Below are 23,958 nucleotides of genomic sequence, written 5' to 3' on the forward strand. Positions count from 1 at the left end.
TACGGGCACGCGGCTGCGCGGGGCCGTCAGGCTCACGGGTTTTCTTAGGGGTCCGTGATGTTTCGTAGCTGGTCGATCGAGGGCGTCGGGTTGCGGTGGTTGATCACGATGGCGAAAGCGGGTGTGTTCGATGGTGCTTCGCCGGGGGGTGGGTGAGGCCCTGACGGTGCTGGCCTCGCTGGGATTTTCGAATGACCGGGCGGATTGCGGATACGGGTCGTTACTGTGCGTGCATGCTTGGTCGCGTGTCATCCGGTTGTGTCGTATGAGCCGGCAACTTCCGCTGGCTGCGTGCGGGTCAGGTGGCCCGGACCGCCGTCCCCGCTCCCAACACTTCCAAGCACTGCCCCCAGTGCCTAACGCGGCTGCGGCACTGCAAGGCACCCGACCGGCCCACCACCACCATCGACCGCGCCACCGGCCACATGACCATCCCCCGCGTCATCGACACACTCGAAACCAGCGCGGTCATCGCGTCGACCGTGCCTTCTCCAGCCGGCGGGGGTGACCGGTCCAAGACCGGACCCACCCCGCACCGATCCCCACGCCCCGTGCCCAGGCGACGCGGGGCACCCTCCACCCCCAGCCCCCACGGGCCGGCAGGTCAGCGTCCGGAGGGACACGCTCACACGGACCCCAGACCACCCCGCGCGGCCTACCGGCACCAGGGCGCGCGCACACCCGTGCACACGATCACCTCAAGCACCCCCACCAGTCGGAACCGTCCACGGCACCGACCCAAAGGAGCGGCACTGGGCGCAGGCTTCCCCCTACACGCCCACGCCACCCCACCACGATGGGCAGATCCCCCGATCACAACACTTAACGTGACTACGGATCGCTAGCTGATCAGAGACGCTTGGGTCGGGATGCGGCCGTTCGGGATCTCGTCGAGGAGGCGGCCGTACTCCGGGTGCGTGGCGACCTTCCGCAGGTGCATCGTGGTGATCTTCTCGTGCAGCTCGCCGTCCGGGTCGTCCGACAGGCGGACCGCCGACAGGCGCTCGAAGTGGGGGAGGATGCCGGGGTCGCCGGCCAGGTGGACCGGGTCGTACATGTATCGCTCCAGGGCCGCCAGGTCCTCGACGGCCGCGCAGAACGCGTGCGTGTAGCCCTCGGCGGGGTCGCCCAGGTCCTGGCCGACGGTCGCGAAGGACACCGACTCCACGCTCGCCGTCCGTCTCATCGCCGCGAGGACCTCGGCCTTCTTCTCCTCGCTGGTGCCGTCCTTGAAGCTGAAACGCAGGATGTTGACGATCACGCTACGACTCCTGTCCTTACCCATGAGGCTGTTGAATTGAACTTGTGCGTTCAATTTAACGCTACGATACGTTCGGATACAAGCGGGTTCAGCTGGTTGAACTCACGCGTCAGCTCCGGCGATAGACTGCGGGCGTGGCAGACGTGGTGGCCGGGCGTACGGGCTCGCGGGGGCGGATCGACAAGCGGCAGGCCATCCTGGACGCCGCCTTTCCCGTCTTCGCCCGCCGGGGGTACGCGGAGGCCGGGGTGCAGGAGATCGCCGAGGAGGCCGGTGTCGCCAAGCCGACCGTCTACAGCCACTTCGGCGACAAGGAGAACCTCTTCCGCGCCGCCATGGCGTCCGCGGCCGACGCGGTCCTGGCGGACAACCTCGCCGTCATCGAGCGGCTGCGCGATCCGGGGGAGGACCTCCACGCCGCCCTGGAGGAGGTGGCGTACCGGATGCTCCAGGTGTGCTGCGGCGAGCGTTCCCTGGCACTGCGGTGGCTGACCTACGCCCAGGTCGCCCGCTTCCCCGACCTGATCGACGTCGTGCAGGGCCGTACCGCGAAGGGGCTCGGCGAGGCGCTGGCGGACCGGCTGGCACGCCTGTCACTGTCCGGCCGCCTGTGCCCCTGCGACCCGGCGCGGGCCGCCGAACAGCTCCTGGCGCTGCTGACCGGCCCGATGGAGGCCCGGTCCGGGCTGGGCACCCGCAAGGTTCCGGCCGCGGAGGCGCGTGCGGTGGCCGAAGCGGCGGTCGACACCTTCCTGAAGGCCTACGGCACGCCGGCCGGGCGCGGCCGGCCCTGAGCCCTCACGGCGCCGGCCTCGGGTCAGGAAGCGAGGAGAGCACGGCCGAGCGCGTACGCCCCGGCCAGATCGTTGCCGCGGTAACTCACGGCGGCCAGGTCGGCGAGGTGATGATCGGCGTTCACCGCCACCGTCTTGGTCAGCCTGCGGAACAGCGGAGCGTCCGACATCGAGTCGCCGTAGGCCACGCACCGGGAGCGCGCGAGGTCGTACCGCTCGCACATCTCCTCCACGATCCGCGCCTTGTCGCCCGGCGTGAGGATCTTCGCCGGGTCGAGCGGTTCGAGGAAGGGCAGTGCCGGGAACCGCGAGGCCACCACCTCATCGAACCCCAGGTCGAGAAGGTGCCGTGCGAAGAAGTCGGGTGACATGGTGATCACCACGCACCGCTCACCGCGCTCCCGGATGTCCGCGCAGACCTCGCGGATGCCGGTCAGCCAGGGGCTCGCGGCGAACACCTCGGCGACGGCCGCCGGCGTCAGGTCCCGCCACAGCGCATGGATGGCGGTCGCGAACCCCCGGGTGTCGATCTCGCCGGCCGCGAAGCGCGCCTCCAGCTCGACCAGCTCGCTCGTGGATCCGAGGTGCCGGGCGATCTGCAGGCCGGCCGTCGTCCCTTCGAGCAGCGTGCCGTCCATGTCGAAGACGTGCAGAGTCACCACGGCAGGTAAGTCTGGCGATCGACCGCTCGCCACACCAGCGAATAAACGGGCGTGCGTCCCGGACGCCGCCTTCGGTCAGGAGTTGAGCTGTTCGAGGGTGCGGCCCCTGGTCTCCACGGCGAACAGCGCGGTCAGCGCCCCGGCGAGCGCGACGATGCCGAGTACGGTGAACACCGTGGCGATGCCCGCGCCCGAGCCGATGATCGTGCCCACCACGATCGGTCCGACGATGACGCCCAGGCGGTTGGACACGCCGCCGAGTGAGGCGCCGAGCGCCCGGCTCTGGGTCGGGTACAGCTCGGGTGTGTACAGGTAGAGGCTGACATTCGTCGCGTAGACGAACAGCGACGTGATCGACGCCCAGACGGCGACCTGTCCGCCCGAACCCGTACCGGAGACGGCGAGGGCCAGCAGCGCGACGGCGGCGCCGGCGAGTCCGACGACCAGGGCCGGCCGCCGGCCCACCCGGTCGATCACCAGGGCGACGACGAGGCAGCCGAGCAGACCGGCCAGATTGCTGACCACGTTGTAGTCGAGCGCCGTCTGCAGGTCGAGCTTGAACGTCTTGGTGTACAGCGTCGGCAGCCAGGCGGTGATGCCGTAGTTGACGAAGTAGCCGAAGAACCACAGGAAGGCGACCACGACGGTGCGTCGGAGGTACCGGCCGGCGAACAGGTCGCGCAGGCCGCCGCGCGCCGTCGGCTCGGCGGCGGCCGCGGGGCCCGGGTCGGGAAGGGGGTGGCCGGTGGCCCGCTCCACCTCCTCTTCGATCCGGGAGATGACCTGCTCGGCCTCGGAGAGGCGGCCGCGGGAGGCGAGCCAGCGGGGCGACTCGGGGACCCTGCGCTGGAGGAAGGCGAAGACGAGGGCGGGTGCGGCGCCGATGAGGAACATCGCCCGCCAGCCCCAGTGCGGCACCACACAGGAGGCGACGAGGGTCGCGCTCGTCAGGCCGGCGGGGAAGATGAGTTCGTAGAGCAGCACGAACCGGCCCCGGTGACGGGACTTGGCGATCTCGCTGATGTACGTCGCCGCGACCGGGACGACTCCGCCGATGCCGATCCCCTGGACGAACCGGAGGCCCGCGAAGAACGCCAGGTCCGGTGAGAAGACGAGCGCCAGGCTGGCGAGCGCGGTCACGGCGACGCCGAGGGCGACCGTCCGTACCCGGCCGATCCGGTCGCCGAGCCAGCCGGCCGCGAACGCGCCGGCCAGCATGCCGACCGAGCCGCTGGTGACGGCGAACGTCGCCTGCCCGGAGGTGAGGTGCCACTGCTTCGTGAGGACGGGCAGGGCGGTGGAGACCAGCAACTGGTCGAACGCCTCGAAGAAGGTGACGACGCCGATGAGGCTTCGCACCCTGACGTGCCAGCGCGAGTTCGGCAGGCGTTCGAGCCGGTCGGCGATGGATCCGGCGGATGTTCCGGGGGTGACGGTCGTCATTCGGGGGTTCCTTCCGCGAAGGGTTGCGGAGACCCTATGGGGAGGTATCTTGGCGGTCAATAAGTGAGCACAAAGATTATTTCCGCAGAAAGCGGTGGATCCTGTGCCAGGCCTCGGCGGTGGCGACGGGATCGTGCCCCGGACGTCCGCTCCGGTAGAAGCCGTGGCCCGCGTCGGCCACCACCTCGACGGCGGCCGGCGGCCCCGGCGCCTGGGTCGCCATCGTCAGCAGGTCCGCGTCCACCGTGTGATCGGCCCCGCCGAGCACGCCCAGCCAGGGCGAACGCCGCTCGGCGACCAGGAGTTCGGCGGGCGGCACGCCGGGCCAGGGCGGTGCTCCGACGCCCGACGGGCTGACCGCGACCGCGGCCGCCACCTGATGGTGTGCCGCCGCCCAGGTGGCCAGGTAACCGCCCATGCTGAAGCCGACGACGAGGATCGGCCCCGGCGTACGGGCCCGGACGTACTCCAGCGCCGCGGCGACGTCGCAGGCCAGGTCGTCGGCGGTCAGCCCGTCCATGTGAGCGCGGGCCACGGCGAGCTCACCGGCGTCGAAGGCGGGACCGCCACGCTCGTAGTAGAGGTAGGGCGAGACCGCCAGCCGGCCGTCGCGGGCCAGCGCGCGGCAGACCTCCTCGGCGTACTCGGTCACCCCGAAGACGTCGTGCAGCACGACAGCGCCGCCCCGGGGCTCGCCGTCCGGCTCCCGTACGAAGAGCGGGGCGGCGGTCGCGAGCACCTTGCGCCCCCGGTTGGCGGGACCGTGCCCATGGCCCGAGTGCTCCTGGCTCACGGCACCTCCACCGGCGGGACGAACGGCACCGGCGTCGGCGTGACGGCGGTGACGTCGACCTCCACGAGGTAGGGCTCCTGCGTCTCGACCGCCTTGGCGAACACCTCGTCGAAGTCGTCCGCGTCGGTGACCAGGCTGTGCCGCAGCGCCAGTGAGGCGGCCAGTGCCCGGAAGTCGGGGGTGTACAGATCCACGCCGGAGCGGCGTCCGGAGCCCGCCTCCTGCATGTTGCGCAGCACGCCGTAGCCGCCGTCGTTGAACACCACGAGCACCAGCCACGGCGCCTCCTGGGCGAGGGTGGCGAGCTCACCGAGGTGGACGGCGAGTCCGCCGTCGCCGGCGATGACCAGGGTGGGGACGTCCGGACGGGCCAGCGCGGCCCCGATCCCCATCGCCAGTCCCTGTCCGATGCCCCCGCCGAGCGGGAAGACGTTGGTCGCCGGATCGTGGATCGGCAGGAGCCGGTTGCCCCACTGGCTCGACGGGATCGTGACGTCCCGCGCGATGGGCGAACGCGGGTCGAGGTGCCGGCGCATGGCGTCGCAGATCCGGGCGTACTCGCCGATGTCGGCGCGCAGCCTCTCCCGCACCGCCGTACGGCCGGCGACCGCCCGCTCTCGCCAGCCGTCCGCCACCGCCGGGGAGCCGAGATCCGCCAGCAGCGCGGCCAGCGTGGGTGCGGCGTCACCGCACAGTCCCACGGTGACCGGATGGACCCGCCCGATCGCCGCCGGGTCGATGTCGATCTGGAGGTGCCGCTCGGGCAGCGCGAGCTCGTAGTGCCGGGTCTCGTTGGACCGGAAGTGCGTGCCCACGCTGATCAGCAGGTCGGCGTCGGCCAGCAGCGGCGCCGCCATCGGGTTGACGGCGAAATTGCCGATGACCAGTTCGTGGTCCTCCCCGATGACCCCGCGGCCCGCGTTGGAGGTGAACACCGGCGCGCCGAGGAGCTCGGCCAGCGCGCGCAGCTCGGCCCGGGCCTCCCGGGCACCGCCGCCGGCCCAGATGACGGGTCTGCGGGCGCTCGCCACGAGCCGTACGGCCTCGGCGACGTCGGGCACCGGCCGTTCCCGCGCCGGGGCGACTCCCGGCTCCGCGACCGGTTGCCCGGCGTACTGCAGATCGATCGGCCACTCCACGCTGACCGGTCCGTACGGTTTGGCCAGCGCCTCCCGCACCGCCTCGCGCAGGACCCGCGGCGCGGCCTCGGCCGACGGCACGCCGACCGCGACCTTGGAGACCGCAGTCAGCATGCCGAGCTGATCCTTGGTCTCGTGGATGACGCCGCGGCCCTGGCCGAGGTACCGACTGTCGATCTGGCCGGTGACGTGCAGCACCCGGCTGCCCGCGCTGAGGGCCTCGACCAACGACCCGGCGGCGTTGCCCGCACCGGTACCGGTGCTGGTCAGCGCGCAGCCGAGGCCGCCACTGACGCGAGCGTAGGCGTCGGCCGCGTTGACCGCCGCGGCCTCGTGCCGCACCGCCACGAACCGCAGTTCCCGGTCGACGGCCTCCACCAGGGGGAGGTTGTGCACGCTGACGATCCCGAAGACCGTGTCGACGCCGTGCTCACGGAGTATCTGGACCAGCAGGTCCCCACCGTTAGACATATCTGGAAACTCCTCCACCGACGTCGATGGTCGAGCCGGTGATGTAGGACGCGCGCGGGGACAGCAGCGCGACGATGGGATAGGCGACCTCGTCGGCCCGGCCCAGCCGGCCGAGCGCGATGCCTCGATCGGCGGCGATCCCGGCCGACCACTCCTCATAGCTCTGCCCGGTCGCCGCGGTGTCGTAGCGGCGCCGCCACTGGCCGGTGTCGACCAGGCCGAGGCAGACCGAGTTGACCCGGATGGGGACGAGATCGCCGGACAGGGTCCTGGTCAGGTTGAGCAGCGCGGCCCGGGCCGCCGAGGTCGCACCCAGCCGTGGCTCGGGCTGGCGGGCGAGGATCGCGTTGACGTTGACGACGGCGGGGGCGTCGGAGGCACGCAGGTACGGCTCGGCCGCGCGGATCGTGTTGAGCACGCTGAAGATCTTGAGATCGAACTCCTCGCGCCACTGTGTCTCGGAGGTCTCCGCCACCGAGGCCATCAGCGAGCGCCCGGCGTTGTTGACCACGCCGTCGATCCGGCCGAACCGCCGGGCCGCCTCCACGGTGAACGCCTCGACCGCCGAGCCGTCCACCACGTCGCACGCGGCGGCGAAAACCCGGGCGCCCGCCGCGCGGGGCAGCGGGTCGAGCGCCCGCCTCAGCCGCTCCTCGTCGCGGGCGCAGGCCGCCACATGGGCGCCCTCCCGCAGCAGTGCGGCGGCGGTCGCCAGGCCGACACCGGAACTGGCACCGGTGACGACGTAGGCGCGGCCGTCCAAGCCGAGATCCATACGAGCAAGCCCCTCTAGTTGAAGACGAACCCGCCGTCGACCACGAGCGTCTGCCCGGTGATGTACGAGGCGGCGTCGGACAGCAGGAAGACGACGGCTCCGGTGAGGTCGCCGGGCTGCTGCGGACGGGTGAGCGCCCGGTTGATCCGGTACAGCTCGTGCCGCTCGGCCGGGATCATGTCGGCGGCCTCGCCCTCGGTCAGGCCGGGCGCGACCGCGTTCACCGTGATGTCGTAGGGACCCGCGTCGCGTGCGAGCGCGCGGGTCATGGCCATCACCGCGCCCTTGGAGGTGACGTAGTGCGCCAGCCGCGGCGAGCCGTAGATGGCGGCGTCGGAGGCCAGGTTGACGATCCGGCCGGGCCGCGACAGGTGCGGGAACAGCTCGCGCGCCACCAGCCACGGACCGCGCACGTTCACCGTCATCAGCCGGTCCCATTCGGTGACGTCGATCTCGTGGAACGGCTTGCCGCCCACCCCGTCGGCGAGGGCTGCGTTGTTGACGAGCCCGTAGGCTCCGCCGAGGTCGCGGACGGCGGCGGCCAGGGCGGCGACCGAGGCGGGGTCGGCGACGTCGGTGTCCACCCGGTGGGTCTCGACGCCCGCGGAGGTGAGCTCCGCGTGGGCGGCGGCCGCCCGCCCGGCGTCCCGTTCGGCGATCACGACGCGAGCGCCGGCTTCGCCGACCGCTCGCGCGATCTCCAGGCCGAGCCCGCGACCCGCACCGGTCACCACGACCAGTCGGTCCTTCATGACAGGAACTCCAGAACCAGGCGGTTGAACTCTTCGGGGCACTCCACGTTGGACAGGTGCCCGGCACCTTCGATCACTTCGAACCGGGCGCCGGGAACGGCCGCCGCGATGGCCTCGCTCTCCGTCACTCCCGTGACGACGTCCCGATCACCGGCGATCACCAGCGTCGGCACGGAGACGCGGCCGAGCACGTCGTCGTGGTCGGTCTCGGCCATCGAGGCGGCCGCGTAGGCGTATCCGGGCAGCCGGATCGACCGCGCCATCGCGGTCGCCACCCGTTCCGCCAGTTCCGGGGGTGCCTCGGCGGACAGCAGCCTGGGGGCACGGGCCCGGGCGAAGGCGTCCGGGCCCACCTCGGCCAGTTCGTCCGCGCGCCGCCGCATCGCCGCCGCCTGCTCCGCCGTACGGCCCGAGCCGCGCGTGGAGTCCACCAGGACCAGCGAGCGGACCACCTCGGGATGCTCCAACGCGAGCCGGGTGGCGATGACGCCGCCCCAGGAGACGCCGACCACGTGCGCGGGTACGGCGTCGCGCTCGCGCAGCACCGCCGCCGCGGTCGCGGCGTAACCGGTCATGCGGGGCGCCTCCCACGGGGCGGCGGACCGCGCGTAGCCCGGGGCGTCCCAGGCCAGCACCCGGTGGCGGGCCGACAGCGCGGCGAACTGGCCGGTGAAGGAGTCCGCGCTGCCGCCGATGCCGTGCAGCAGCAGAACCGGTTCCCCCGGCCCGTCGTACTCGTTCACATAAACGGTCATCGGACGATGTCCCGCAGCGTGGCCAGGACGGCGTGCGGCACGACCTGGCTGCTCGCCGGGTTCTGCTCGGACGGCCGGTTGCGGATCTCGAAGCGGTAGTCGCCCGCCGGCCCCGACGCCGTGATCACGTGCGAGGTCAGTGTGGCGGCCGGGTCGGCGACGACGACCGCCTCGACGACGTCGAACGACCCGGCCGCGAGCGCCACCGCCGCCGCCACGTTGGTGGACTTCGGGAAGGCCGCCGCGACCTCCCTGGCCGGGCCGCGCATCACCTCGACCGGCTCGGCGGCGTGGGGCACCCCCAGCGTGGCCGGCTTCTTGGTGGTGACGATCCGCACCTTCTCCAGCGGCGCCATCAGGGCGGCGGCCCGCAGGAGATCCAGGCCGCCGATCGCGCCGGAGGTGAGGAACAGCCGGCCGGGACCGCCGCGCAGCCGCTCGTGCAGCGCGTCGTCGGTCAGCGCGCCGATCGAGACGACGAGCAGATCCTTGCCGGCGGCCACGACGCGTGGGCCGAGCTCGGCCAGGGCCCGCTGGCCGGCGCACTCCACCACGAGGTCCGCCACGGCGAGGGCGTCGTCCAGGGAGTCGCCGAGGTCGACGACGGCGGTCAGCCGTGCGCCGGGCACCTCCCCGGACTCCAGGGCCCGGATCACGACGCCGCCGATGGAGCCGCGCCCCACCACGGCGACGCGGGTCACTTCTCCCACCACCTTCCGGTGTCGGGGACTCCCGCCATGTGCGAGCGGACGTCCGCCGAGGGCGGCCCGGCCGTCCCCCACAGATCGGAGAGTTCGGGCACACGCCGCCAGACCCGGCACAGCCAGGCGTCCTCCTCGACCTGCTCGACCTCCGAGGTGTACTCGCAGACCAGCCCGGCCGGGTCGGTGAAGTAGGAGAAGGTGTTGTTGCCCGGCCCGTGCCGGCCCGGACCCCACTTCGGCGTGATGCCGTGGTGGCGCAGGCGGCCGATGCCGCGCATGAAGTGGTCGACCGACGGCATCTCGTAGGCCACGTGGTTGAGCGAGGTCCACGAGGCCTGGTTGAACGCGATGACGTGATGGTCGCTGTTACAGCGCAGGAACACCATCTGGTGCTCGGACCAGTCCGACACCCGCATGCCCAGGACCGTGGTGTAGAACGCGCAGGCCGCGTCGATGTCGACGGTGTTGAGCACGACGTGGGCCAGCTTGCGCGGCACCGCCTCGATGCCGTTCGGATCCCGCGGCGCGACGGCCTCGACCTGGGTGGACAGCTCGACCAGCCGCCCCTCCGGGTCGGCGAAGCGCAGGCCATACCCGCCGCCGGCCTGGTCGAGCGGCCCGGGCTCGGCGACCAGGGCGATGTTCCGCGCGGCGAGCCGGGCGGCCGCCTCGTCGACCTCGCGCGGCGTGGCGACCGCGAACGCGATCTTGCCGAGGGCGTTCTGCTCGGCCTGGCGCACCTCCAGGATGTGGTGCTCCTGGCCGCTGCCGCGCAGCCAGGTGGTGCCGTCGTCGCCGTCGATCCGCGACAGTCCCCACACGTGCTGGTAGAACTCCGCGGCCTGTGACGCCTCCGGCGTGCGCAGGGCGACGCTGCGCAGGGTGCGCAGCCGTGCGATCGGTTCCCCGGTCATGTACGCACCTCCGCGGCGGTCCGCTCCTCGCGTGCCGCGAGCTGCCGCTGCGCCTCACCGCGGATGGCGCGGCGGAGCCGTACGAGAGCCAGGTCGTGCTGGTAGAGCGTCTCGCGCGACCAGGCGTCGAGCGGCATCGCCTCTTCCATGACGCGGTCCTGTTCCAGCACCGCCCAGTGCCGGGCCTCGAGCCGCGCCTTGTAGAGGAACCGCCAGGTGTCGCGCTGCCAGCCGGTCACCTGCCGGCAGCGCCAGAAGAACGCGGCGTGCTGGGTCTCGTTGATCGGCGTGGCGGTGCAGACGATGGTGAACGGGCCGCCCGGCCCGGCGGTGTCCGGGTACGGGATGGCGAGGCGCACCCAGGGGGTGCCGCCGGCGATCCACTCCGACCAGTCGAAGTTGACGCCGGCCTGGTCGGTCTTCTCGAACACGAAGCCGGTGTCGGTGTCGCGGATCTGGAACAGCGCCTCGCGCCGCCCGCTGCCCATCGTGTGGGACTTGCGGTGCAGGAACGTCCCGTGCATCGGGTCCATGAGGTTGTCGAGGGAGTAGATCCAGGGCGCGTCCCACTCGACGTAGGCCAGGAAGTGGTCCCAGCCGTCGGAGGAGAGCTGCTCGGGCACCTCGAAGGGCAGCGGTTCGGCGTCATCGGGGTCGCCGAACCAGGCGAAGACCGCTCCGCCGTGCTCGCGCGCGGGGAACGTCCGCAGCGCCCGCCTGCCCTCCAGCGCGCAGCCGGGGACTCCGGGGACCGACACGACCAGGCCCTCGCCGTCGACCTGCACCCCGTGGTAGTTGCAGGCCACCCGGTCGCCCATGTGCACGCCCTGGGTGAGCCGCGCGCCGCGGTGCGGGCAGCGGTCCTCCTGAACGTGCACGGTGCCGGCCGCGTCGCGCCAGAGCATCAGCTCCTCGCCCGCGCGGTCCAGCCGGATCAGGTCCCCGGCCGGAACCCGCTCGGACGGGCACAGGGCGTACCACTGGTTGCGGACGCCGAGCCGGATCAGGCCGTCGACGGTGTTCAGGGCGGCGTTGGCCGGATGTCCGGTCATTCTGGGTCTCCCAGTCGTGCCATCTCGGCGGTGAAGGATTCCTCGGTCCAGTCGGCGCCGCCGGCCGGGCGTACACCGGTCTCGTTGAGAGCGCTGACCAGCCCGGGCAGGTCGTGCACGCCACGGCCGAAGATGGCCTCCAGCTCGTCGGCCAGCGCGTTCTCGTAGCTGGTGAGCTCGTGTCGGCGTGACTGGATCGGCTGCAGTCGCAGAGTCATGGGGCTTTTCCCTAAAGGTCCAGGACGAGTTCGGGGCTGCGGGAGCGGGAGACGCAGAGCATCATCGAGCCGCCCGCCGCCTTCTCCGCCTCGGTGAGCAGGAAGTCCCGGTGGTCGGGCTCGCCGGCGAGCACCCGCGTCTCGCACGTGCCGCAGATGCCCTCCTCACAGGAGGACGGCAGATCCATGCCGCCGGTGCGCAGCGTCTTGAGGATCGACACGCCCGGCTCCACCGTGAAGGTGCCGCCGGACCGTCCGCAGGTCACCGTGAAGGCCGTGTCGCCGCCGGCCTTCGGCGCCTCCGGCGCGCGGAAGCGCTCGACGCGCAGGCTCGACGAGTCGGGGAGCCCGGTCTCGACGGCCCGCAGCAGGGGTTCGGGCCCGCAGCAGTAGACCAGCGTGCCGGAGGGCAGGTCGCGGAGTACGCCGGCCAGGTCCGGAGGGCCGCCGGCCTCGTCGTCGGCGTGCAGGACGACGTCGCCGAGGCCGGCGAGCTCCTCGGTGAAGGCCATCCGGGCGCGCGTGGTGCCGCAGTAGAACAGGCGCCACGGCGCGCCGCGGGCCGCGAGCGACTCCGCCATCGCCTTGATCGGGGTGATCCCTATTCCGCCGGCGATGAGCAGATGAGCGGCCGCGTCTTCCAGCGCGAAGTTGTTCTTCGGCCCGTCGACCTCGATGAGGTCACCGACCCGCAGCCGCTCGTGCACGCAGGCGCTGCCGCCACGGGAGTTCTTCTCCCGTTGCACGGCCACCGCGTAGCGGGTGCGGTCCGCGGGGTCCCCGCACAGGGAGTACTCCCGTGCCAGCCCGCCGGGCAGCCGCAGCGACAGGTGCGCACCCGGCTCCCAGGCGGGGAGCCGGGCCCCCCGCGGGTCGGTGAACTCCAACCGCACCACGCCCTCGGCGAGCCAGGTCAGCTGGTGAAGGCGGAGCGTGAGCATGTCAGTCCCGGGTGACGCCGTGCATCGCGGAGGTCGGCGGGTAGGTCGGGATCTGCGGCTTGGTCGTGCCGATGATCACGCAGAACAGCGCGTCGGTGTCGCCGATGTTGCGAAGGCTGCGGGGGACTCCGGCGGGGACCCGGATCAGGTCGCGGTAGCCGAGCACGCGGCTCGCGGTCTTCGTGCCGTCCTCGACGTCGTGCACGGTCACCTCGAGGTTGCCCTCCAGTACGAAGAAGGCCTCCTCGGCGTCGTGGTGCGTGTGCTCGGGGCCCACCGCGCCGGCCGGCAGCCGCATGTTCGAGAAGGTGAAGCCGCCGGCGGGGATGATGCGGTTGTCGGTCTCGTGGTCGCCCGTGGCGCCGGAGCCGACGTAGCGGATCTGCGCGCGGCGGAACTCGTCGCCGGCCTTGGCCTGGAAGCCGAGGGTGTCCCAGTCCTCGTACCGGCTGTCGCGGCTCGCGATGCATGAGTCGATGAGGGCGTCCAGGTCCACCGGCGCGGTGGTCGGGGTCTCGCTCATGGGTGTTGCCCTGCCTTCCAGGTTCGCGGGCTTATTAGCTTAGTGCCAAGATATTATCTGACAAGCTATCAACGAACAAGCTTCCTAGCGCTAAGTAATTTGGGTGCGGTTCCGCGCGTGTCGTCGAGATCCGTGCAGTTCAGCGGCGGTGCAGGGCGTTGAACACGCGTTCCGGAGAGAGCGGCAGCGCAGTGACCCGTACACCCGTGGCGTCGTGCACGGCGTTGGCGATCGCGGCGGCCACGGGGACCATGGCGCCCTCGCCGGCGCCCTTGGCGCCGAACGGGCCCGGCCCGTGTCCCTGCTCCTGCGTGACGGAGACGAACCGCTCCGGCAGGTCCTCGGCCATCGGCACGCGGTAGTCCAGCGCCTCGCCGTTCAGCAGCGCGCTCCCGTCGTAACGCATCTCCTCGAACAGCGCCTGACCCAGCCCCATCACGGCCGCGCCCTCGTCCTGGCCCCGGCAGACCAGCTTGTTGATCGCCTTGCCGACGTCACCGCTGGCGACGAGCTGCAGCACGGTGACCTTGCCGGTGTCCGGGTCGACCTCCACCTCGGCGCCCGCCCAGCCGATCTCCCAGAACACACAGGGCGCGTCCAGCGGCGCCTCGGGGGAGTTGGGCGCCTTGAAGAACCCCTCGCCGGAGAACTCGTAACCGGTGCCGCCGAACACCTTCATGATCAAGCCCGGCAGCGGTGTGGGTGCCTCGTCGCCGCGCCGTACCGCCCAGTTCTCCAGCGTCAGGGCGGTCGCCTCGCAGCCGAGCTGCCGCGCGGCGAACTCCAGCACCTGGGCCCTGACGGCCTCCGCCGCGCGCAGCACGGCCCGTCCCATCACGGTCATGCCCGACGACGCGTTGGTCCCCTGGTCGAAGGGCGTGACGTCGGTGTTGATCGGGGCGTACGCCACCTGTTCGAGCGGGACGCCGAGCACCTCGGCGGCGACCTGGCACAGAGTGGTGGAGGCGCCCTGCCCGATCTCGACGGTGCCGGAGTTGACGTAGACGGCGCCGTTGGCGGTGACCTTCACCCTCGCCTGCGCGGGCTTGTTCACGCCGCCGCCGTCCTTGAACCCGATGGCCAGGCCCATGCCTCGGTTCGGCGTCCGTGCCCGCCGGTGGTAGCCCAGCTCGCCGGCGACCGTGTCCAGCCCCTCGGCCAGGTCGCTGTCGATGCCGCTCTCGCCCGGCACGAACGGCTCGCCGAGCCGCTTGAGGTTCTTGATCCGCAGCTCGTACGGGTCCATGCCGAGCCGTCGCGCGATCATGTCCACCTGGCTCTCGCCGGCCCAGGTCGACTGGGTGGCGCCGAACCCCCGGAAGGGCCCGGCCGGCGTCGTCGTGGTCATCACGCACGCGCAGGAGGACTTGACGTGCGTCCAGCGGTACGGTCCGGGCATCCGGTAGGCGGCCTTCTCGGCGACCAGCGGGCTGCCGTCGGAGTAGGCCCCCGCGTCGAGCAGCACCTCGCTCTCCCGGGCGACGAACGTCCCGTCGGCCTTCACACCGGTCTTCACCTTCAGCACCGCCGCGTGCTGGCTGAGGGTGAGGAAGCCCTCTTCGGTGGTCAGGCAGTAGCGCACCGGCCGGCCGGCCATGCGCGACAGCAGGATGGCGATCGGCTCGGTCTTGCAGTTGTGCTTGGCGCCGAACCCGCCGCCCACGTACGGCACGTGGACCCGGATCCGGTTCTCGCCGACCCGCAGCACCCGGGCCAGCTCCTTGCGCAGCGGGAACGGGTTCTGGGTCGAGCTCCAGATCTCGATCTGCTCACCGCGCACGTCGGCGACGGTGACGAACGGCTCCAGGTGGAAGTGGTTCATGCGGGAGAACGCGAAGGTGTCCTCGAAGACGTGGTCGCACTCCTGCCACACGTCCGCGGGGCCGGTCGCGTAGCGGAACTCGTAGCAGACGTTCCGGCGCGGCCGCAGGTGCCCCGAGGCGCCCGTGCCGTACGGCGGGACGATCCCGGGCGGCGCCTCCTCGAACAGCTCCGGCGCGTCCTCGGCGAGCGCGGCGGTGACGTCCGGCACGTCGGGCAGCGGTTCGTAGACCACGTCGATGAGCTCCAGCGCCCGCAGCGCGGTCGCCTCGTCCTCCGCCGCGACCGCCGCCACCACGTCGCCCACGTAGCGCACCTTGTCCATCGCGACGACCGGCTGGTCCTTGATGAAGTATCCGTAGGTCGGGGAGAGACCGGCGAGCTCGTCGCGCGTGAGCACGGCGTGCACGCCCGCCAGCGCCCGCGCCCGGGTCGCGTCGACCGACCGCAGACGTGCGTGCGCGTGCGGGCTGCGCAGCACCTTGGCATGGAGCATCCCGGGCAGCCGGACGTCGGCGGTGTACAGCGCGCCGCCGGTCACCTTGGCGGCCGCGTCGTGCCGTCGCGCGCTGGTGCCGACCGCGGCGGGCTGGTTCGTCACGGCTGCTCCTCACGGCTGAGCTCGGCCGCGCGGCGCACCGAATCGACGATCATCTGGTAGCCGGTGCAGCGGCAGACGTTGGAGGAGATCCAGGAGCGGATCCGCTCGTCATCCGGCTCCGGGTGTGCCCGCAGCAGGGCGGTCGTCAGCATGACCATGCCCGGCGTGCAGTAGCCGCACTGGAAACCGCCGCACTCCGCGAACGCCCGCTGCACGGGGCCGAGCCCGCCCTCGCGTCCCTGGCCGTCGATCGTCTCCACGGCGGCGCCGTCCACGCTGAAGGCGAAGACGCCGCACGAGGCGGCCGGCGTCCCGTCGACCAGGATCGTGCAGGCGCCGCAGACACCGCGTTCGCAGGAGGCCTTCACCCCGGTCAGGGCGTGGCGATCGCGCAGCAGGTCGAGGAGCACCGTGTTCGGTGCGATCTCCTCGCTCCGCCGCACTCCGTCGACCTCGAAGTCGATCGAGACGCGCGAGCTCACCGCGGGTCCTCCTCTCCGGCCGTGAAACGGCCCAGCAGCCTGCCCAGCAGGACACCGGCCGCGTGCCGGCGATAGTCGGCGCTCCCGGCGGCGTCGCCGATCTCGTCCGGGAGCGCGGCGGCCAGCCGGGCGGGATCGATGCCCGGCTCGCCCTCGACGGTGAAGGGACGGGTGTACTCCGAACCCACGCTCAGCCGTACGGTCCCACCGCGGACGGCGGCGGCCACGGTCAGCAGCGGCCGCAGCGAGCGCTCGTAGCCGAACCACACGCCGGGCACGTCGGGGATCCGGATGGTGTGCAGCAGTGCCCCGTGCGGCTCCCGCCGTTGCCAGAGGTCCGCCGGGGACAGCACGACCGCGCCGTCCGGGGTGGCGAAGTCCAGGTTCGCGCCGAGCGCGTCGAGCATTATCGACATCTCATAGCGGGTGCGACGCGCCATGACGTTGCCGCCGATGGTGGCCCGCTGCCGGATCCTGTGGTTGGCGATCCGGGCCCAGGCCGCGGCGAACCCGGGCAGGGCCGCGCGGACGGCGGCGTCGCCCGAGCCGGCGTGGTGGCCGACCGCCGCGCCGATCGCCAGGGTCGCGCCGTCCCGGTCGATCCGGCCGAGTTCGGGAATCCGGTCGAGTGAGACGAGGCGGGTGCAGTCGAGGCCCTCGCGGAACCGGGCGAACAGGTCGGTGCAGCCCTGCGCGTACACCGCGCCCCCGGTGGCCCCGGCGGCGACCGCCTCGGCGATCGTGCGCGGACGGTGCAGGTCGAAATCCGGGATGGTGCGCTGGGTGGGCGCGACCAGGCCGGCGGGGAGCAAGCGCATTCGTCCTTGCCTCCTGACTTTGCGTGAAAGCAGGACCGACATCGCGTCTGCCACGCGAAATAAGCTTAGCTATAAGTAAGTTATCGGTGAGATTTCTAGCATCGGCCCGCGGTTCGCACAAGAGGCGGGCCCGCGCGGATGGAAGCGCTGTACCTTAGGTCTCAGACATCTTTCGACGGATCAGGGTGCCGGAAGGAGGAGGGGCGAGTCGGCCGGGTGCCGTCTTCCCGACCAGCGATGACGCGCAGATCTTCTCCAGGTCGGCCCGACGCGGTGGACCTGATCCTGGAGCAGTGGGCACGGGAGCTGCCTGCCCTGGACGCCTCGCCGATGGAGGTCCTCGGCCGGCTGCACCGCAGCTTCCTTCGCTACCAGGGTCTGGTGGCCGAGCTCTTCGACCGCCACGGGCTCAACATGGCCGCCTTCGACGTGCTCGCCGCGCTGCGCCGCTCCGGCGCGCCGTACCGCAGGACGGCGGGTGAGCTCGCCCAGATCGCACTGGTCACGACGGGGGGCATCACGCTGCGCCTCGACCGGCTGGAGTCCGCGGGTCTGGTCACCCGGGAGCGCGACTCCGACGACCGGCGGGTCGTCTTCGCCCAGCTCACCGACAAGGGCCTCGACGTGGTCAACACCGTCGCCAAGGCGCACTTTGCCAATGAGGACCGCATGCTGGCGGGACTCAACGAGGCCGAGCGGCGTCAGCTCGGCCTGCTGCTCAGCAAGCTGGAGCGCTCGCTGGAGCACGCCGAGCAGCACCCGCCCGCCGCCGCGGCGGGCGAGGCCTGACCCGGTCCAGGTCTCAGACGCCCGCCCAGGGCAGGGGATCTTCGGTGAGCCCCCAGTAGAGGCTCTTCTGCCGGGTGTAGGAGCGGATGCCCTCGCGTCCCTTCTCCGTGCCGAGGCCGCTTCCCTTCAGGCCGCTGAACGGCGTGGAGATGCTGAACTGCTTGTAGGTGTTGATCCACACCGTCCCCGCCTCGATCCGGCGGCCCACCCGCCACGCGGTCCGATAGTCACCGGTCCAGATGCCGCAGGCCAGGCCGTACACGGTGTCGTTGGCCTGGGCGACGAGGTCCTCCTCGTCGGCGAACGGCAGGGCCACCAGCACCGGACCGAAGATCTCCTCCTGGCAGGTGGCCGAGTCGTTGGCCAGCCCGTCGAGGATGGTCGGCAGATAGTAGGCGCCGGCCGCGTACTCCGGTCCGTCCGGCACTCCGCCGCCGCAGAGCACCCGGGCGCCCTCCTCGCGGGCGCGGTCGACCATGGCGGCCACCTTGTCGCGATGGGCGTGCGTCACCATCGGGGCGACCTGCGTGGCCGGGTCGGTGCCCGGGCCGATCCGCAGCTTCTCGGTGTGCCGCACGAGCCGGTCGAGCACCTCGTCGTAGACGTCGGCGTGGATGAACACGCGCGATCCCGCGATGCAGCTCTGACCCGACGAGGAGAAGATCCCGAACAGCACCCCGGCGACCGTCTGGTCGAGGTCGGCGTCGGGGAAGACGATCGTCGGCGACTTGCCGCCGAGTTCGAGCGACACCGGCATGATCTTCTCGGCGGCCGCCGCGCCGATGGTCCGGCCCGTGGCCGTGCCGCCGGTGAACGTCACCTTCCCCACGCCGGGATGGCGCACGATGGCGTCGCCGATGGTCCGTCCGGGGCCGGGCAGCACCGACAGCAGCCCGGCGGGCAGTCCGGCGTCGGTGATCAGTCTGCCGAGGGCGAGGGAGACGAGCGGAGTCCACTCGGCCGGCTTGAGCACGACGGCGTTGCCGGCGGCCAGCGCGGGGGCGAGCTTCTGCGCGTCGCTGGCGATCGGCGAGTTCCACGGGGTGATGGCGCCGACGACGCCGATCGGTTCGTGCACGCTCATGGTGAGGTACGGCCCGCGGGGCGGGGTGAGCGCCTCCTCCGCGGTCTCCAGGGCGGCGGCGAAGTAGCGGAACGTGCCGGCCGCACTCGCCACCAGCGCCCGTGTCTCATTGATCGACTTGCCGGTGTCCGCGGTCTGCAGCCGGGCCAGGTCCTCGGCCCGCTCGGTGATGAGGTCGGAGATCCTCGTCAGGAACTTGCTCCGCTCGTGCGGCAGCAGATCGCGCCAGGCCGGATCGGCGGCGGCCCGGTGGCCCGCCGCCACCGCCAGTTCCACGTCTTCGGCGTCCGCGCCGTGAACGGCGGCGATGAGCGCGCCGGTCGCGGGATCGCGGGTCTCGATGAGAGCGCCGGCGCCCCGGCGCCAGTCGCCGCCGACGAGGATCTCATCCCTGATCTGGTCCATGAAGTCCGCCTTCCACCGAATGACGTGGCGGATATACCTTAGCGCTAAGGTTTTAGGCGATGTGTGGGGCCGGTCGGTGGTCCTCCGGCGCCTCGCGGTCCGGGGTGGTTCACACGACGCGGCGCGCCGTGCGTGCCCTGCGGGGCCGGGGAGCCTGCGGACCGCCGGGAGTCCTTCTGGCCACCGCGGCCTGCAGGGCCTCCTCCAGTGTGGCGAGGGCCGCGGCGACGCGGTCGCGCTCCTCCTGGGACAGGTCGCCGAGCAGGGACTCCTCGTTGGCCAGGTGCAGGGCGAAGATCTCGTCGATGCGCTTCACGCCGTCCGGCGTCAGCTCGGCGTACATGACCCGACGATCGGTGGGGTGCGGGGTGCGCCGGATCCAGCCCTGTGCCTCCAGGCTGTCGAGGCGGCCGGTCATCGCTCCCGTGGACAGCAGTGAGGACTCCGCGAGCTCGGAGGGGGTCTTGCGGTACGGGTGCCCGCTGCGGCGAAGGTTGGCCAGCAGGTCGAAGGACTTGGGCGTCAGGCCGTGGGGCGCAAGGAACACCTCAAGCTCGTGGCGCGACAGCTGGTCCACCCGGCGTACGCGACCGAACACGCCGATCGGCGATGCGTCCAGGTCGGGTCGCTCACGTCGCCAGTCCTCGAGAACCCTCTCGACCGCTTCCATGACACCGTCCGTCCGGCTGGGGCGAAATCCGCCGGGGAAGACTATCGGAACCAAGATATCTTGACACAAGATATTTAGCTACAAGATACTCCGTGCCAAGCTAAATCCCCTCCGCCTCGGCGGATGCCCAGCTCGGACGGCGGCTCGGTCGTCTGCTCAGCCCTGTGAGGAACCGATGCACATCTCTTTCGCCGCACTCCGCGGCCGGCGCTGGACGCTGCCGGGCGCCGCCCTCGCGATCGCGGGCGCGTTGACGCTCTCGGCCTGTGGCGGATCCGGCGGGTCGAAGGACGCCTCGGGACTGACCAAGGTCAAGGTGCGGACCGACGTCTTCTACACGGGTGCCGTGCTGCCCCTGCTCGCAGGCATCGACAAGGGCATCTACAAGAAGCACGGCCTCGACGTCACCCTGAACCCGGGCAAGGGCTCGGCGACCACGCTCCAGACGGTGGCCAACGGCTCGGACGACCTCGGCTACGCCGACGGCGGCGCCCTGGTGCAGGCGGCGGGCAAGGGCATGCCGGTCGAGATGGTGGCGGGCATGGTGCAGCGCTCACCGCTCGCGATCTTCACCCGCACCGACTCGGGGATCCGCAGCGCGTCGGACCTGGCGGGCAAGACGGCCGGTTTCACGGCGGGGTCCGCCCCGGAGACGCTGTTCCCCGCGTTCGCCAAGGCCAGCGGGCTGAACCCGCAGTCGGTACATCTCAACAAGGTCGACATCCCGACCCGGGACAGCCTCTTCGTGCAGGGCAAGACCCAGTTCAGCTTCGGCCTGCTGAACGTCAGCCGGGCGACCATCGAGGCGAAGTGCCACTGCACGCTCGCCGCGCTCAGCTACGCGGACGCCGGTCTGAACGTGCTCAGCTCCGGCATCGTCACCTCCAAGAGCTTCGCGGACAAGCACCCGGACGCGGTGAAGAACTTCCTGGCCGCGACCGCCGAAGCCGTGGACTACACCGACAAGAACGTCGACGCGGCGGTGTCGTCCTTCTTCAACGTGGTCAAGACGAGCACGCTCTCCAAAGCCGTGGTCAAGCAGCAGTGGCTGGCCTCCGCCCAGCTGATGCACACGGACAAGACCAAGGACCAGGCATTCGGCTGCATGGCCGCGGCCGACTGGCAGAGCACCATCGCCCAGATGGAGCAGCACGGCGGCGTCGCCGCCGGCAAGGTCAAGCCGGCGGAGGTCGCCAGCAACGCCTATCTCGGCCAGTGCTCCGACCAGCTCGGGAAGCAGTAGCGATGGCGTCTTTCGTCGAGTTCGACCAGGTCACGAAGGCGTTCGACACCGGTGACGGTGTCATGACCGCCGTCGACGAGATGTCCTTCGACCTGGACCGCGGTGAGTTCCTCGCCATCGTCGGGCCCAGCGGGTGCGGGAAGAGCACGCTGCTGCTCGCCCTGGCCGGGCTGACCCAGCCGACCACCGGACAGGTCAGAGTCGCGGGCCGGCCGATCCTCGAGCCGTACACGGACCTGGGGATCGTCTTCCAGGGAGCCGAGCTGCTGCCCTGGCGGACCGCGCTGCAGAACGTCATGCTCCAGGCCGAGATCCGTCGTGGCTCCAAGCGCGAGTCGGAGGCGCGGGCGCGCGAACTGCTCGCCCAGGTCGGCCTCGGCGGGTTCGAGGACCGCTACCCGGACGAGCTGTCCGGCGGGATGCAGCAGCGCGTGTCGCTGTGCCGGGCGTTGCTGCACGATCCGGAGATCCTGGTCATGGACGAGCCGTTCGGCGCGCTCGACGCCCTGACCCGCGACCAGATCCAGATCGATCTGCAGCACCTGTGGATGGAGCGGCGCAAGACGGTCGTGTTCGTGACCCACAGCATCGACGAGGCGGTGTTCCTCGCCGACCGGGTGCTCGTGTTCTCGCCCCGTCCCGCCCGTATCGCGGCGGACTTCCGTGTGTCGCTTGACCGGCCGCGGCACCTGAGCGCGCGGGCCACGCCGGAGTTCGCCGGCCTCGTCGGGGAGATCCGCGAGGTCTTCGAGAACCTCGGAGTACTCACGGAGGAGCGGACGTGACCAGCACGGACCAGCGGAAGAAGCCGGCCACCGCCTCCACTGGAACGCGCGCACGGAGACGCCGGCCGCTCCGGTCGCGGATCGCCGACGGGGTGCTGCCCCTCATCCTCGTCGTCGTCATCGTCGCGGTGTGGCAGGCGATGGTGTCGTTCGGCGGCGTCAAGGAGTACGTGCTGCCGGCTCCGGGCGCCGTCGTGAAAAAGATGTTCTCCGACTTCGGCACCTTCGCCGACCAGTCGGTGCCGACAATCATCGCGATCTTCGTCGGGTTCGCGCTCGCGATCGTCGTCGCCCTCCCGATCGCGGTGGCGATGGTCTACAGCAGCGTCGTGCGCCGGGCGGTCTACCCGCTGCTGATCGTCGCCCAGGTTGTGCCGAAGGTCGCGATCGCGCCGCTGTTCATCATCTGGTTCGGCTTCGGACAGCTGCCGAAGGTGCTGATGGTGGCGCTGATCTGCTTCTTCCCCGTCGTCATCGACTCCATGGTGGGCTTTCGCGCCGCCCGCCCGGAGAGCCTGATGCTCGTCCGGTCCATGGGCGCGAGCCGGTGGCAGGCGTTCTGGAAGGTCCGCTGGCCGTGGGCGGTGCCGAGCATCTTCGCCGGCGTGAAGGTCGGCATCACGCTCGCCGTCGTCGGCGCGGTGGTGGCGGAGTTCGTCGGCGCCGACACGGGGCTCGGCGTGCTGCTGATCACCGCGCGCGGTGACATGGACAGCCTCACGGTGTTCGCCTCGGTCGCCTGGCTGACGGTCATCGGGGCGGTGCTGTTCGGCGTCGTCGAACTCCTCGAGCGCGTCCTGGTGCCCCGGCGGGGCGGCCGGCGCAGCTTCGAGGCGTCGGGAAGCCTGTGAACGCGGCCGGCGCGGGGCCCCTCCCCGTCACGGGTGACGTGCAACGGGCCGTCGTCTATGCCGGGCCGGGCCGCGTGGAACTCCGCGAGGTGGCCCTGCCCGGGCTGGACGTACGGCCCGCCCCCGGCGTGCTGCCACGCCGCTGCGACCACGGCGTGATCCTGCGCACGCTCGCGACCTGCGTCTGCGGCTCGGACCAGCACACCCTGCACGGTCCGGGATCCGCTCCCGGCATGGTCCTCGGCCACGAGCTCACCGGAGTCGTGATCGAGGTCGGCCGGGACGTCCAGCGCGTGCGGGTCGGCGACGTGTGCTCCGTGCCGTTCAACGTCGCCTGCGGGCGCTGCGCGAACTGCCGCGCCGGACTCACCGGTCACTGCCTCGGCGTCAACCCGCACCGGCCGGGCGCGACGTACGGGATGGGGGAGGGCTTCGGCGGATGGGCCGGCCTGCAGGCCGAGTACGCCCTGGTCCCGTACGCCGACTTCAACCTCTACGTCTTTCCCGACGCCGACCAGGCTCGGGAGCGGCTGCTGGACGTGGCCCTGCTGGGCGACATCCTGCCGACCGGTTACCACGCGGCGAAGGGTGCGGCCGTGGGTCCTGGCGCGAAGGTCTACATCGCCGGCGCGGGTCCGGTCGGACTCGCGTGCGCCGCGGCCTGCCGGCTGCTCGGCGCGGCCGTCGTCATCCTGGGGGACTTCAACGGCGAGCGCCTGGAGCACGCCCGGTCCGTCGGGTTCGAGGCGGTGGATCTGGCCCGTGGCGACCTGCCCGAGATGGTGGCGGACCTGACCGGCCGGCCGCTCGTCGACGCCGGGATCGACTGCGTCGGCGCGTCCGCTCCGGGGCTGGACGGCGACGGCGTGCCGCTCGCCTCCGCGCTCAACGACGTCGTCTCGGTGGTCCGGCCGGGAGGCGCGATCGCCGTCCCCGGCGTCTATTCCGCGGCCGGCCGGCCCGCCCTTGGGGTGAACCTCGGCGGCATCTGGTCCAAGGCGCTCACCGTCGGCTCCGGGGCGACGCCGGCCCGCCGCTACCAGGACGAGCTGGCCGAAGCCCTCCTGGCGGGCGGGCTGGCGATCGGCGACGTCGTCGGGGCGACCCCGGTGCCGCTGGACGGCGCCGTGGAGGCGTACGCGAGGTTCGGCGCCGGGGCGGGGCGCAAGTTCGTGCTGATTCCGTAGCGGAGGCCGGCGACCTCCCGCCGGC

The 23,958-nt window shown here is 71.6% G+C and carries 25 protein-coding genes; 6 read left to right on the top strand and 19 right to left on the bottom strand.

All coding sequences use genetic code 11. The features are described from left to right. Positions 1-841: 841 nt before the first annotated feature. Positions 842-1,261 (bottom strand): Dabb family protein, encoded by a 420-nt coding sequence (locus QSK37_RS29920; protein ID WP_285627755.1) that lies wholly within the window; start codon positions 1,259-1,261, stop codon positions 842-844. A 134-nt stretch (positions 1,262-1,395) separates the two neighbouring features. On the opposite strand from QSK37_RS29920, the gene QSK37_RS29925 reads away from it, so the two are divergent. Then, positions 1,396-2,055 (top strand): TetR/AcrR family transcriptional regulator, encoded by a 660-nt coding sequence (locus QSK37_RS29925; RefSeq protein WP_285627758.1) that lies wholly within the window; start codon positions 1,396-1,398, stop codon positions 2,053-2,055. A 23-nt stretch (positions 2,056-2,078) separates the two neighbouring features. On the opposite strand, the gene QSK37_RS29930 is transcribed toward QSK37_RS29925, so the two are convergent. The 16 genes from QSK37_RS29930 to QSK37_RS30005 form a co-directional block, all read right to left on the bottom strand. After that, positions 2,079-2,717, bottom strand: a complete 639-nt coding sequence (locus QSK37_RS29930; protein WP_285627761.1) for an HAD family hydrolase — start codon at positions 2,715-2,717, stop codon at positions 2,079-2,081. Positions 2,718-2,792: 75 nt separating this feature from the next. Beyond that, positions 2,793-4,160 (bottom strand): MFS transporter, encoded by a 1,368-nt coding sequence (locus QSK37_RS29935; RefSeq protein ID WP_285627764.1) that lies wholly within the window; start codon positions 4,158-4,160, stop codon positions 2,793-2,795. Between the two features lie 76 nt (positions 4,161-4,236). After that, positions 4,237-4,953: a dienelactone hydrolase family protein gene (locus tag QSK37_RS29940; RefSeq protein ID WP_285627767.1), complete on the bottom strand. Its 717-nt coding sequence runs from the start codon at positions 4,951-4,953 to the stop codon at positions 4,237-4,239. Continuing rightward, positions 4,950-6,563, bottom strand: a complete 1,614-nt coding sequence (locus tag QSK37_RS29945; RefSeq protein ID WP_285627770.1) for a thiamine pyrophosphate-binding protein — start codon at positions 6,561-6,563, stop codon at positions 4,950-4,952. Before QSK37_RS29945 ends, QSK37_RS29940 begins: the two co-directional genes overlap by 4 nt. Beyond that, positions 6,556-7,338, bottom strand: a complete 783-nt coding sequence (locus QSK37_RS29950) for an SDR family oxidoreductase (RefSeq protein ID WP_285627773.1) — start codon at positions 7,336-7,338, stop codon at positions 6,556-6,558. The genes QSK37_RS29945 and QSK37_RS29950 overlap by 8 nt, the downstream gene beginning before the upstream one ends. Positions 7,339-7,352: 14 nt before the next feature. Continuing rightward, a complete protein-coding gene (locus QSK37_RS29955; protein WP_285627776.1) occupies positions 7,353-8,090 on the bottom strand; it encodes an SDR family oxidoreductase in 738 nt (245 codons plus the stop codon). Next, positions 8,087-8,845, bottom strand: a complete 759-nt coding sequence (locus QSK37_RS29960) for an alpha/beta fold hydrolase (RefSeq protein ID WP_285627778.1) — start codon at positions 8,843-8,845, stop codon at positions 8,087-8,089. Before QSK37_RS29960 ends, QSK37_RS29955 begins: the two co-directional genes overlap by 4 nt. Continuing rightward, a complete protein-coding gene (locus QSK37_RS29965) occupies positions 8,842-9,546 on the bottom strand; it encodes an aspartate dehydrogenase domain-containing protein (RefSeq protein ID WP_285627779.1) in 705 nt (234 codons plus the stop codon). Before QSK37_RS29965 ends, QSK37_RS29960 begins: the two co-directional genes overlap by 4 nt. Next, complete coding sequence (locus tag QSK37_RS29970) at positions 9,543-10,463, bottom strand: VOC family protein (protein ID WP_285627784.1); 921 nt, start codon at positions 10,461-10,463, stop codon at positions 9,543-9,545. The genes QSK37_RS29965 and QSK37_RS29970 overlap by 4 nt, the downstream gene beginning before the upstream one ends. Then, positions 10,460-11,515, bottom strand: coding sequence for a Rieske 2Fe-2S domain-containing protein (locus tag QSK37_RS29975; protein WP_285627786.1), 1,056 nt, complete (start codon positions 11,513-11,515; stop codon positions 10,460-10,462). The genes QSK37_RS29970 and QSK37_RS29975 overlap by 4 nt, the downstream gene beginning before the upstream one ends. Beyond that, on the bottom strand, positions 11,512-11,733 hold the full coding sequence (locus tag QSK37_RS29980) for a recombinase-like helix-turn-helix domain-containing protein (protein ID WP_285580440.1): 222 nt from the start codon (positions 11,731-11,733) through the stop codon (positions 11,512-11,514). Before QSK37_RS29980 ends, QSK37_RS29975 begins: the two co-directional genes overlap by 4 nt. 11 nt (positions 11,734-11,744) lie before the next feature. Next, complete coding sequence (locus QSK37_RS29985; protein ID WP_285627788.1) at positions 11,745-12,674, bottom strand: PDR/VanB family oxidoreductase; 930 nt, start codon at positions 12,672-12,674, stop codon at positions 11,745-11,747. 1 nt (position 12,675) lies between these two features. Continuing rightward, positions 12,676-13,197, bottom strand: coding sequence for a cupin domain-containing protein (locus QSK37_RS29990; RefSeq protein ID WP_285627791.1), 522 nt, complete (start codon positions 13,195-13,197; stop codon positions 12,676-12,678). Positions 13,198-13,336: 139 nt separating this feature from the next. Beyond that, positions 13,337-15,619 carry a xanthine dehydrogenase family protein molybdopterin-binding subunit gene (locus QSK37_RS29995; protein WP_285627793.1) on the bottom strand — a complete coding sequence of 761 codons (2,283 nt, stop codon included), beginning with the start codon at positions 15,617-15,619 and terminating at the stop codon, positions 13,337-13,339. Further along, positions 15,616-16,101, bottom strand: coding sequence for a (2Fe-2S)-binding protein (locus tag QSK37_RS30000; protein WP_285627796.1), 486 nt, complete (start codon positions 16,099-16,101; stop codon positions 15,616-15,618). Before QSK37_RS30000 ends, QSK37_RS29995 begins: the two co-directional genes overlap by 4 nt. After that, complete coding sequence (locus QSK37_RS30005; RefSeq protein WP_285627799.1) at positions 16,098-16,919, bottom strand: FAD binding domain-containing protein; 822 nt, start codon at positions 16,917-16,919, stop codon at positions 16,098-16,100. Before QSK37_RS30005 ends, QSK37_RS30000 begins: the two co-directional genes overlap by 4 nt. A 237-nt stretch (positions 16,920-17,156) precedes the next feature. Between QSK37_RS30005 and QSK37_RS30010 the strand changes: the two genes are divergently transcribed. Further along, positions 17,157-17,708: a MarR family winged helix-turn-helix transcriptional regulator gene (locus QSK37_RS30010; protein WP_285627805.1), complete on the top strand. Its 552-nt coding sequence runs from the start codon at positions 17,157-17,159 to the stop codon at positions 17,706-17,708. Positions 17,709-17,721: 13 nt separating this feature from the next. On the opposite strand, the gene QSK37_RS30015 is transcribed toward QSK37_RS30010, so the two are convergent. After that, a complete protein-coding gene (locus QSK37_RS30015; protein WP_285627808.1) occupies positions 17,722-19,197 on the bottom strand; it encodes an aldehyde dehydrogenase in 1,476 nt (491 codons plus the stop codon). A gap of 109 nt (positions 19,198-19,306) precedes the next feature. Beyond that, positions 19,307-19,867, bottom strand: a complete 561-nt coding sequence (locus QSK37_RS30020) for a MarR family winged helix-turn-helix transcriptional regulator (RefSeq protein ID WP_285627811.1) — start codon at positions 19,865-19,867, stop codon at positions 19,307-19,309. A 175-nt stretch (positions 19,868-20,042) separates the two neighbouring features. On the opposite strand from QSK37_RS30020, the gene QSK37_RS30025 reads away from it, so the two are divergent. From QSK37_RS30025 to QSK37_RS30040, 4 genes are read left to right on the top strand one after another with little or no spacing between them, the layout of a single operon-like run. Then, entirely contained in the window at positions 20,043-21,110 is a 1,068-nt protein-coding gene (locus QSK37_RS30025; RefSeq protein ID WP_285627814.1) for an ABC transporter substrate-binding protein, read from the top strand. A 2-nt stretch (positions 21,111-21,112) separates the two neighbouring features. Next, positions 21,113-21,895 carry an ABC transporter ATP-binding protein gene (locus tag QSK37_RS30030; RefSeq protein ID WP_285580421.1) on the top strand — a complete coding sequence of 261 codons (783 nt, stop codon included), beginning with the start codon at positions 21,113-21,115 and terminating at the stop codon, positions 21,893-21,895. After that, the gene (locus tag QSK37_RS30035) at positions 21,892-22,746 is read left to right on the top strand and encodes an ABC transporter permease (RefSeq protein WP_285627818.1); all 855 of its coding nucleotides are present in this window, start codon (positions 21,892-21,894) and stop codon (positions 22,744-22,746) included. Before QSK37_RS30030 ends, QSK37_RS30035 begins: the two co-directional genes overlap by 4 nt. Positions 22,747-22,784: 38 nt before the next feature. Then, positions 22,785-23,933 (top strand): alcohol dehydrogenase catalytic domain-containing protein, encoded by a 1,149-nt coding sequence (locus QSK37_RS30040; RefSeq protein WP_285627820.1) that lies wholly within the window; start codon positions 22,785-22,787, stop codon positions 23,931-23,933. The last annotated feature ends 25 nt before the right edge of the window (positions 23,934-23,958 follow it).

The sequence above is a fragment of the Actinoallomurus iriomotensis genome (assembly GCF_030269445.1).
GTDB classification, from domain to species: Bacteria; Actinomycetota; Actinomycetes; order Streptosporangiales; family Streptosporangiaceae; genus Actinoallomurus; species Actinoallomurus iriomotensis.

Coding starts and splice junctions, on each gene's coding strand:
- QSK37_RS29970 (WP_285627784.1), bottom strand. CDS start 10,463: ATGACCGGGGAACCGATCGCACGGCTGCGCACCCTGCGCAGCGTCGCC.
- QSK37_RS29950 (WP_285627773.1), bottom strand. CDS start 7,338: ATGGATCTCGGCTTGGACGGCCGCGCCTACGTCGTCACCGGTGCCAGT.
- QSK37_RS29935 (WP_285627764.1), bottom strand. CDS start 4,160: ATGACGACCGTCACCCCCGGAACATCCGCCGGATCCATCGCCGACCGG.
- QSK37_RS29990 (WP_285627791.1), bottom strand. CDS start 13,197: ATGAGCGAGACCCCGACCACCGCGCCGGTGGACCTGGACGCCCTCATC.
- QSK37_RS29985 (WP_285627788.1), bottom strand. CDS start 12,674: ATGCTCACGCTCCGCCTTCACCAGCTGACCTGGCTCGCCGAGGGCGTG.
- QSK37_RS29955 (WP_285627776.1), bottom strand. CDS start 8,090: ATGAAGGACCGACTGGTCGTGGTGACCGGTGCGGGTCGCGGGCTCGGC.
- QSK37_RS29980 (WP_285580440.1), bottom strand. CDS start 11,733: ATGACTCTGCGACTGCAGCCGATCCAGTCACGCCGACACGAGCTCACC.
- QSK37_RS30010 (WP_285627805.1), top strand. CDS start 17,157: ATGACGCGCAGATCTTCTCCAGGTCGGCCCGACGCGGTGGACCTGATC.
- QSK37_RS29945 (WP_285627770.1), bottom strand. CDS start 6,563: ATGTCTAACGGTGGGGACCTGCTGGTCCAGATACTCCGTGAGCACGGC.
- QSK37_RS30030 (WP_285580421.1), top strand. CDS start 21,113: ATGGCGTCTTTCGTCGAGTTCGACCAGGTCACGAAGGCGTTCGACACC.
- QSK37_RS30015 (WP_285627808.1), bottom strand. CDS start 19,197: ATGGACCAGATCAGGGATGAGATCCTCGTCGGCGGCGACTGGCGCCGG.
- QSK37_RS29975 (WP_285627786.1), bottom strand. CDS start 11,515: ATGACCGGACATCCGGCCAACGCCGCCCTGAACACCGTCGACGGCCTG.
- QSK37_RS30020 (WP_285627811.1), bottom strand. CDS start 19,867: ATGGAAGCGGTCGAGAGGGTTCTCGAGGACTGGCGACGTGAGCGACCC.
- QSK37_RS29960 (WP_285627778.1), bottom strand. CDS start 8,845: ATGACCGTTTATGTGAACGAGTACGACGGGCCGGGGGAACCGGTTCTG.
- QSK37_RS30025 (WP_285627814.1), top strand. CDS start 20,043: ATGCACATCTCTTTCGCCGCACTCCGCGGCCGGCGCTGGACGCTGCCG.
- QSK37_RS30005 (WP_285627799.1), bottom strand. CDS start 16,919: ATGCGCTTGCTCCCCGCCGGCCTGGTCGCGCCCACCCAGCGCACCATC.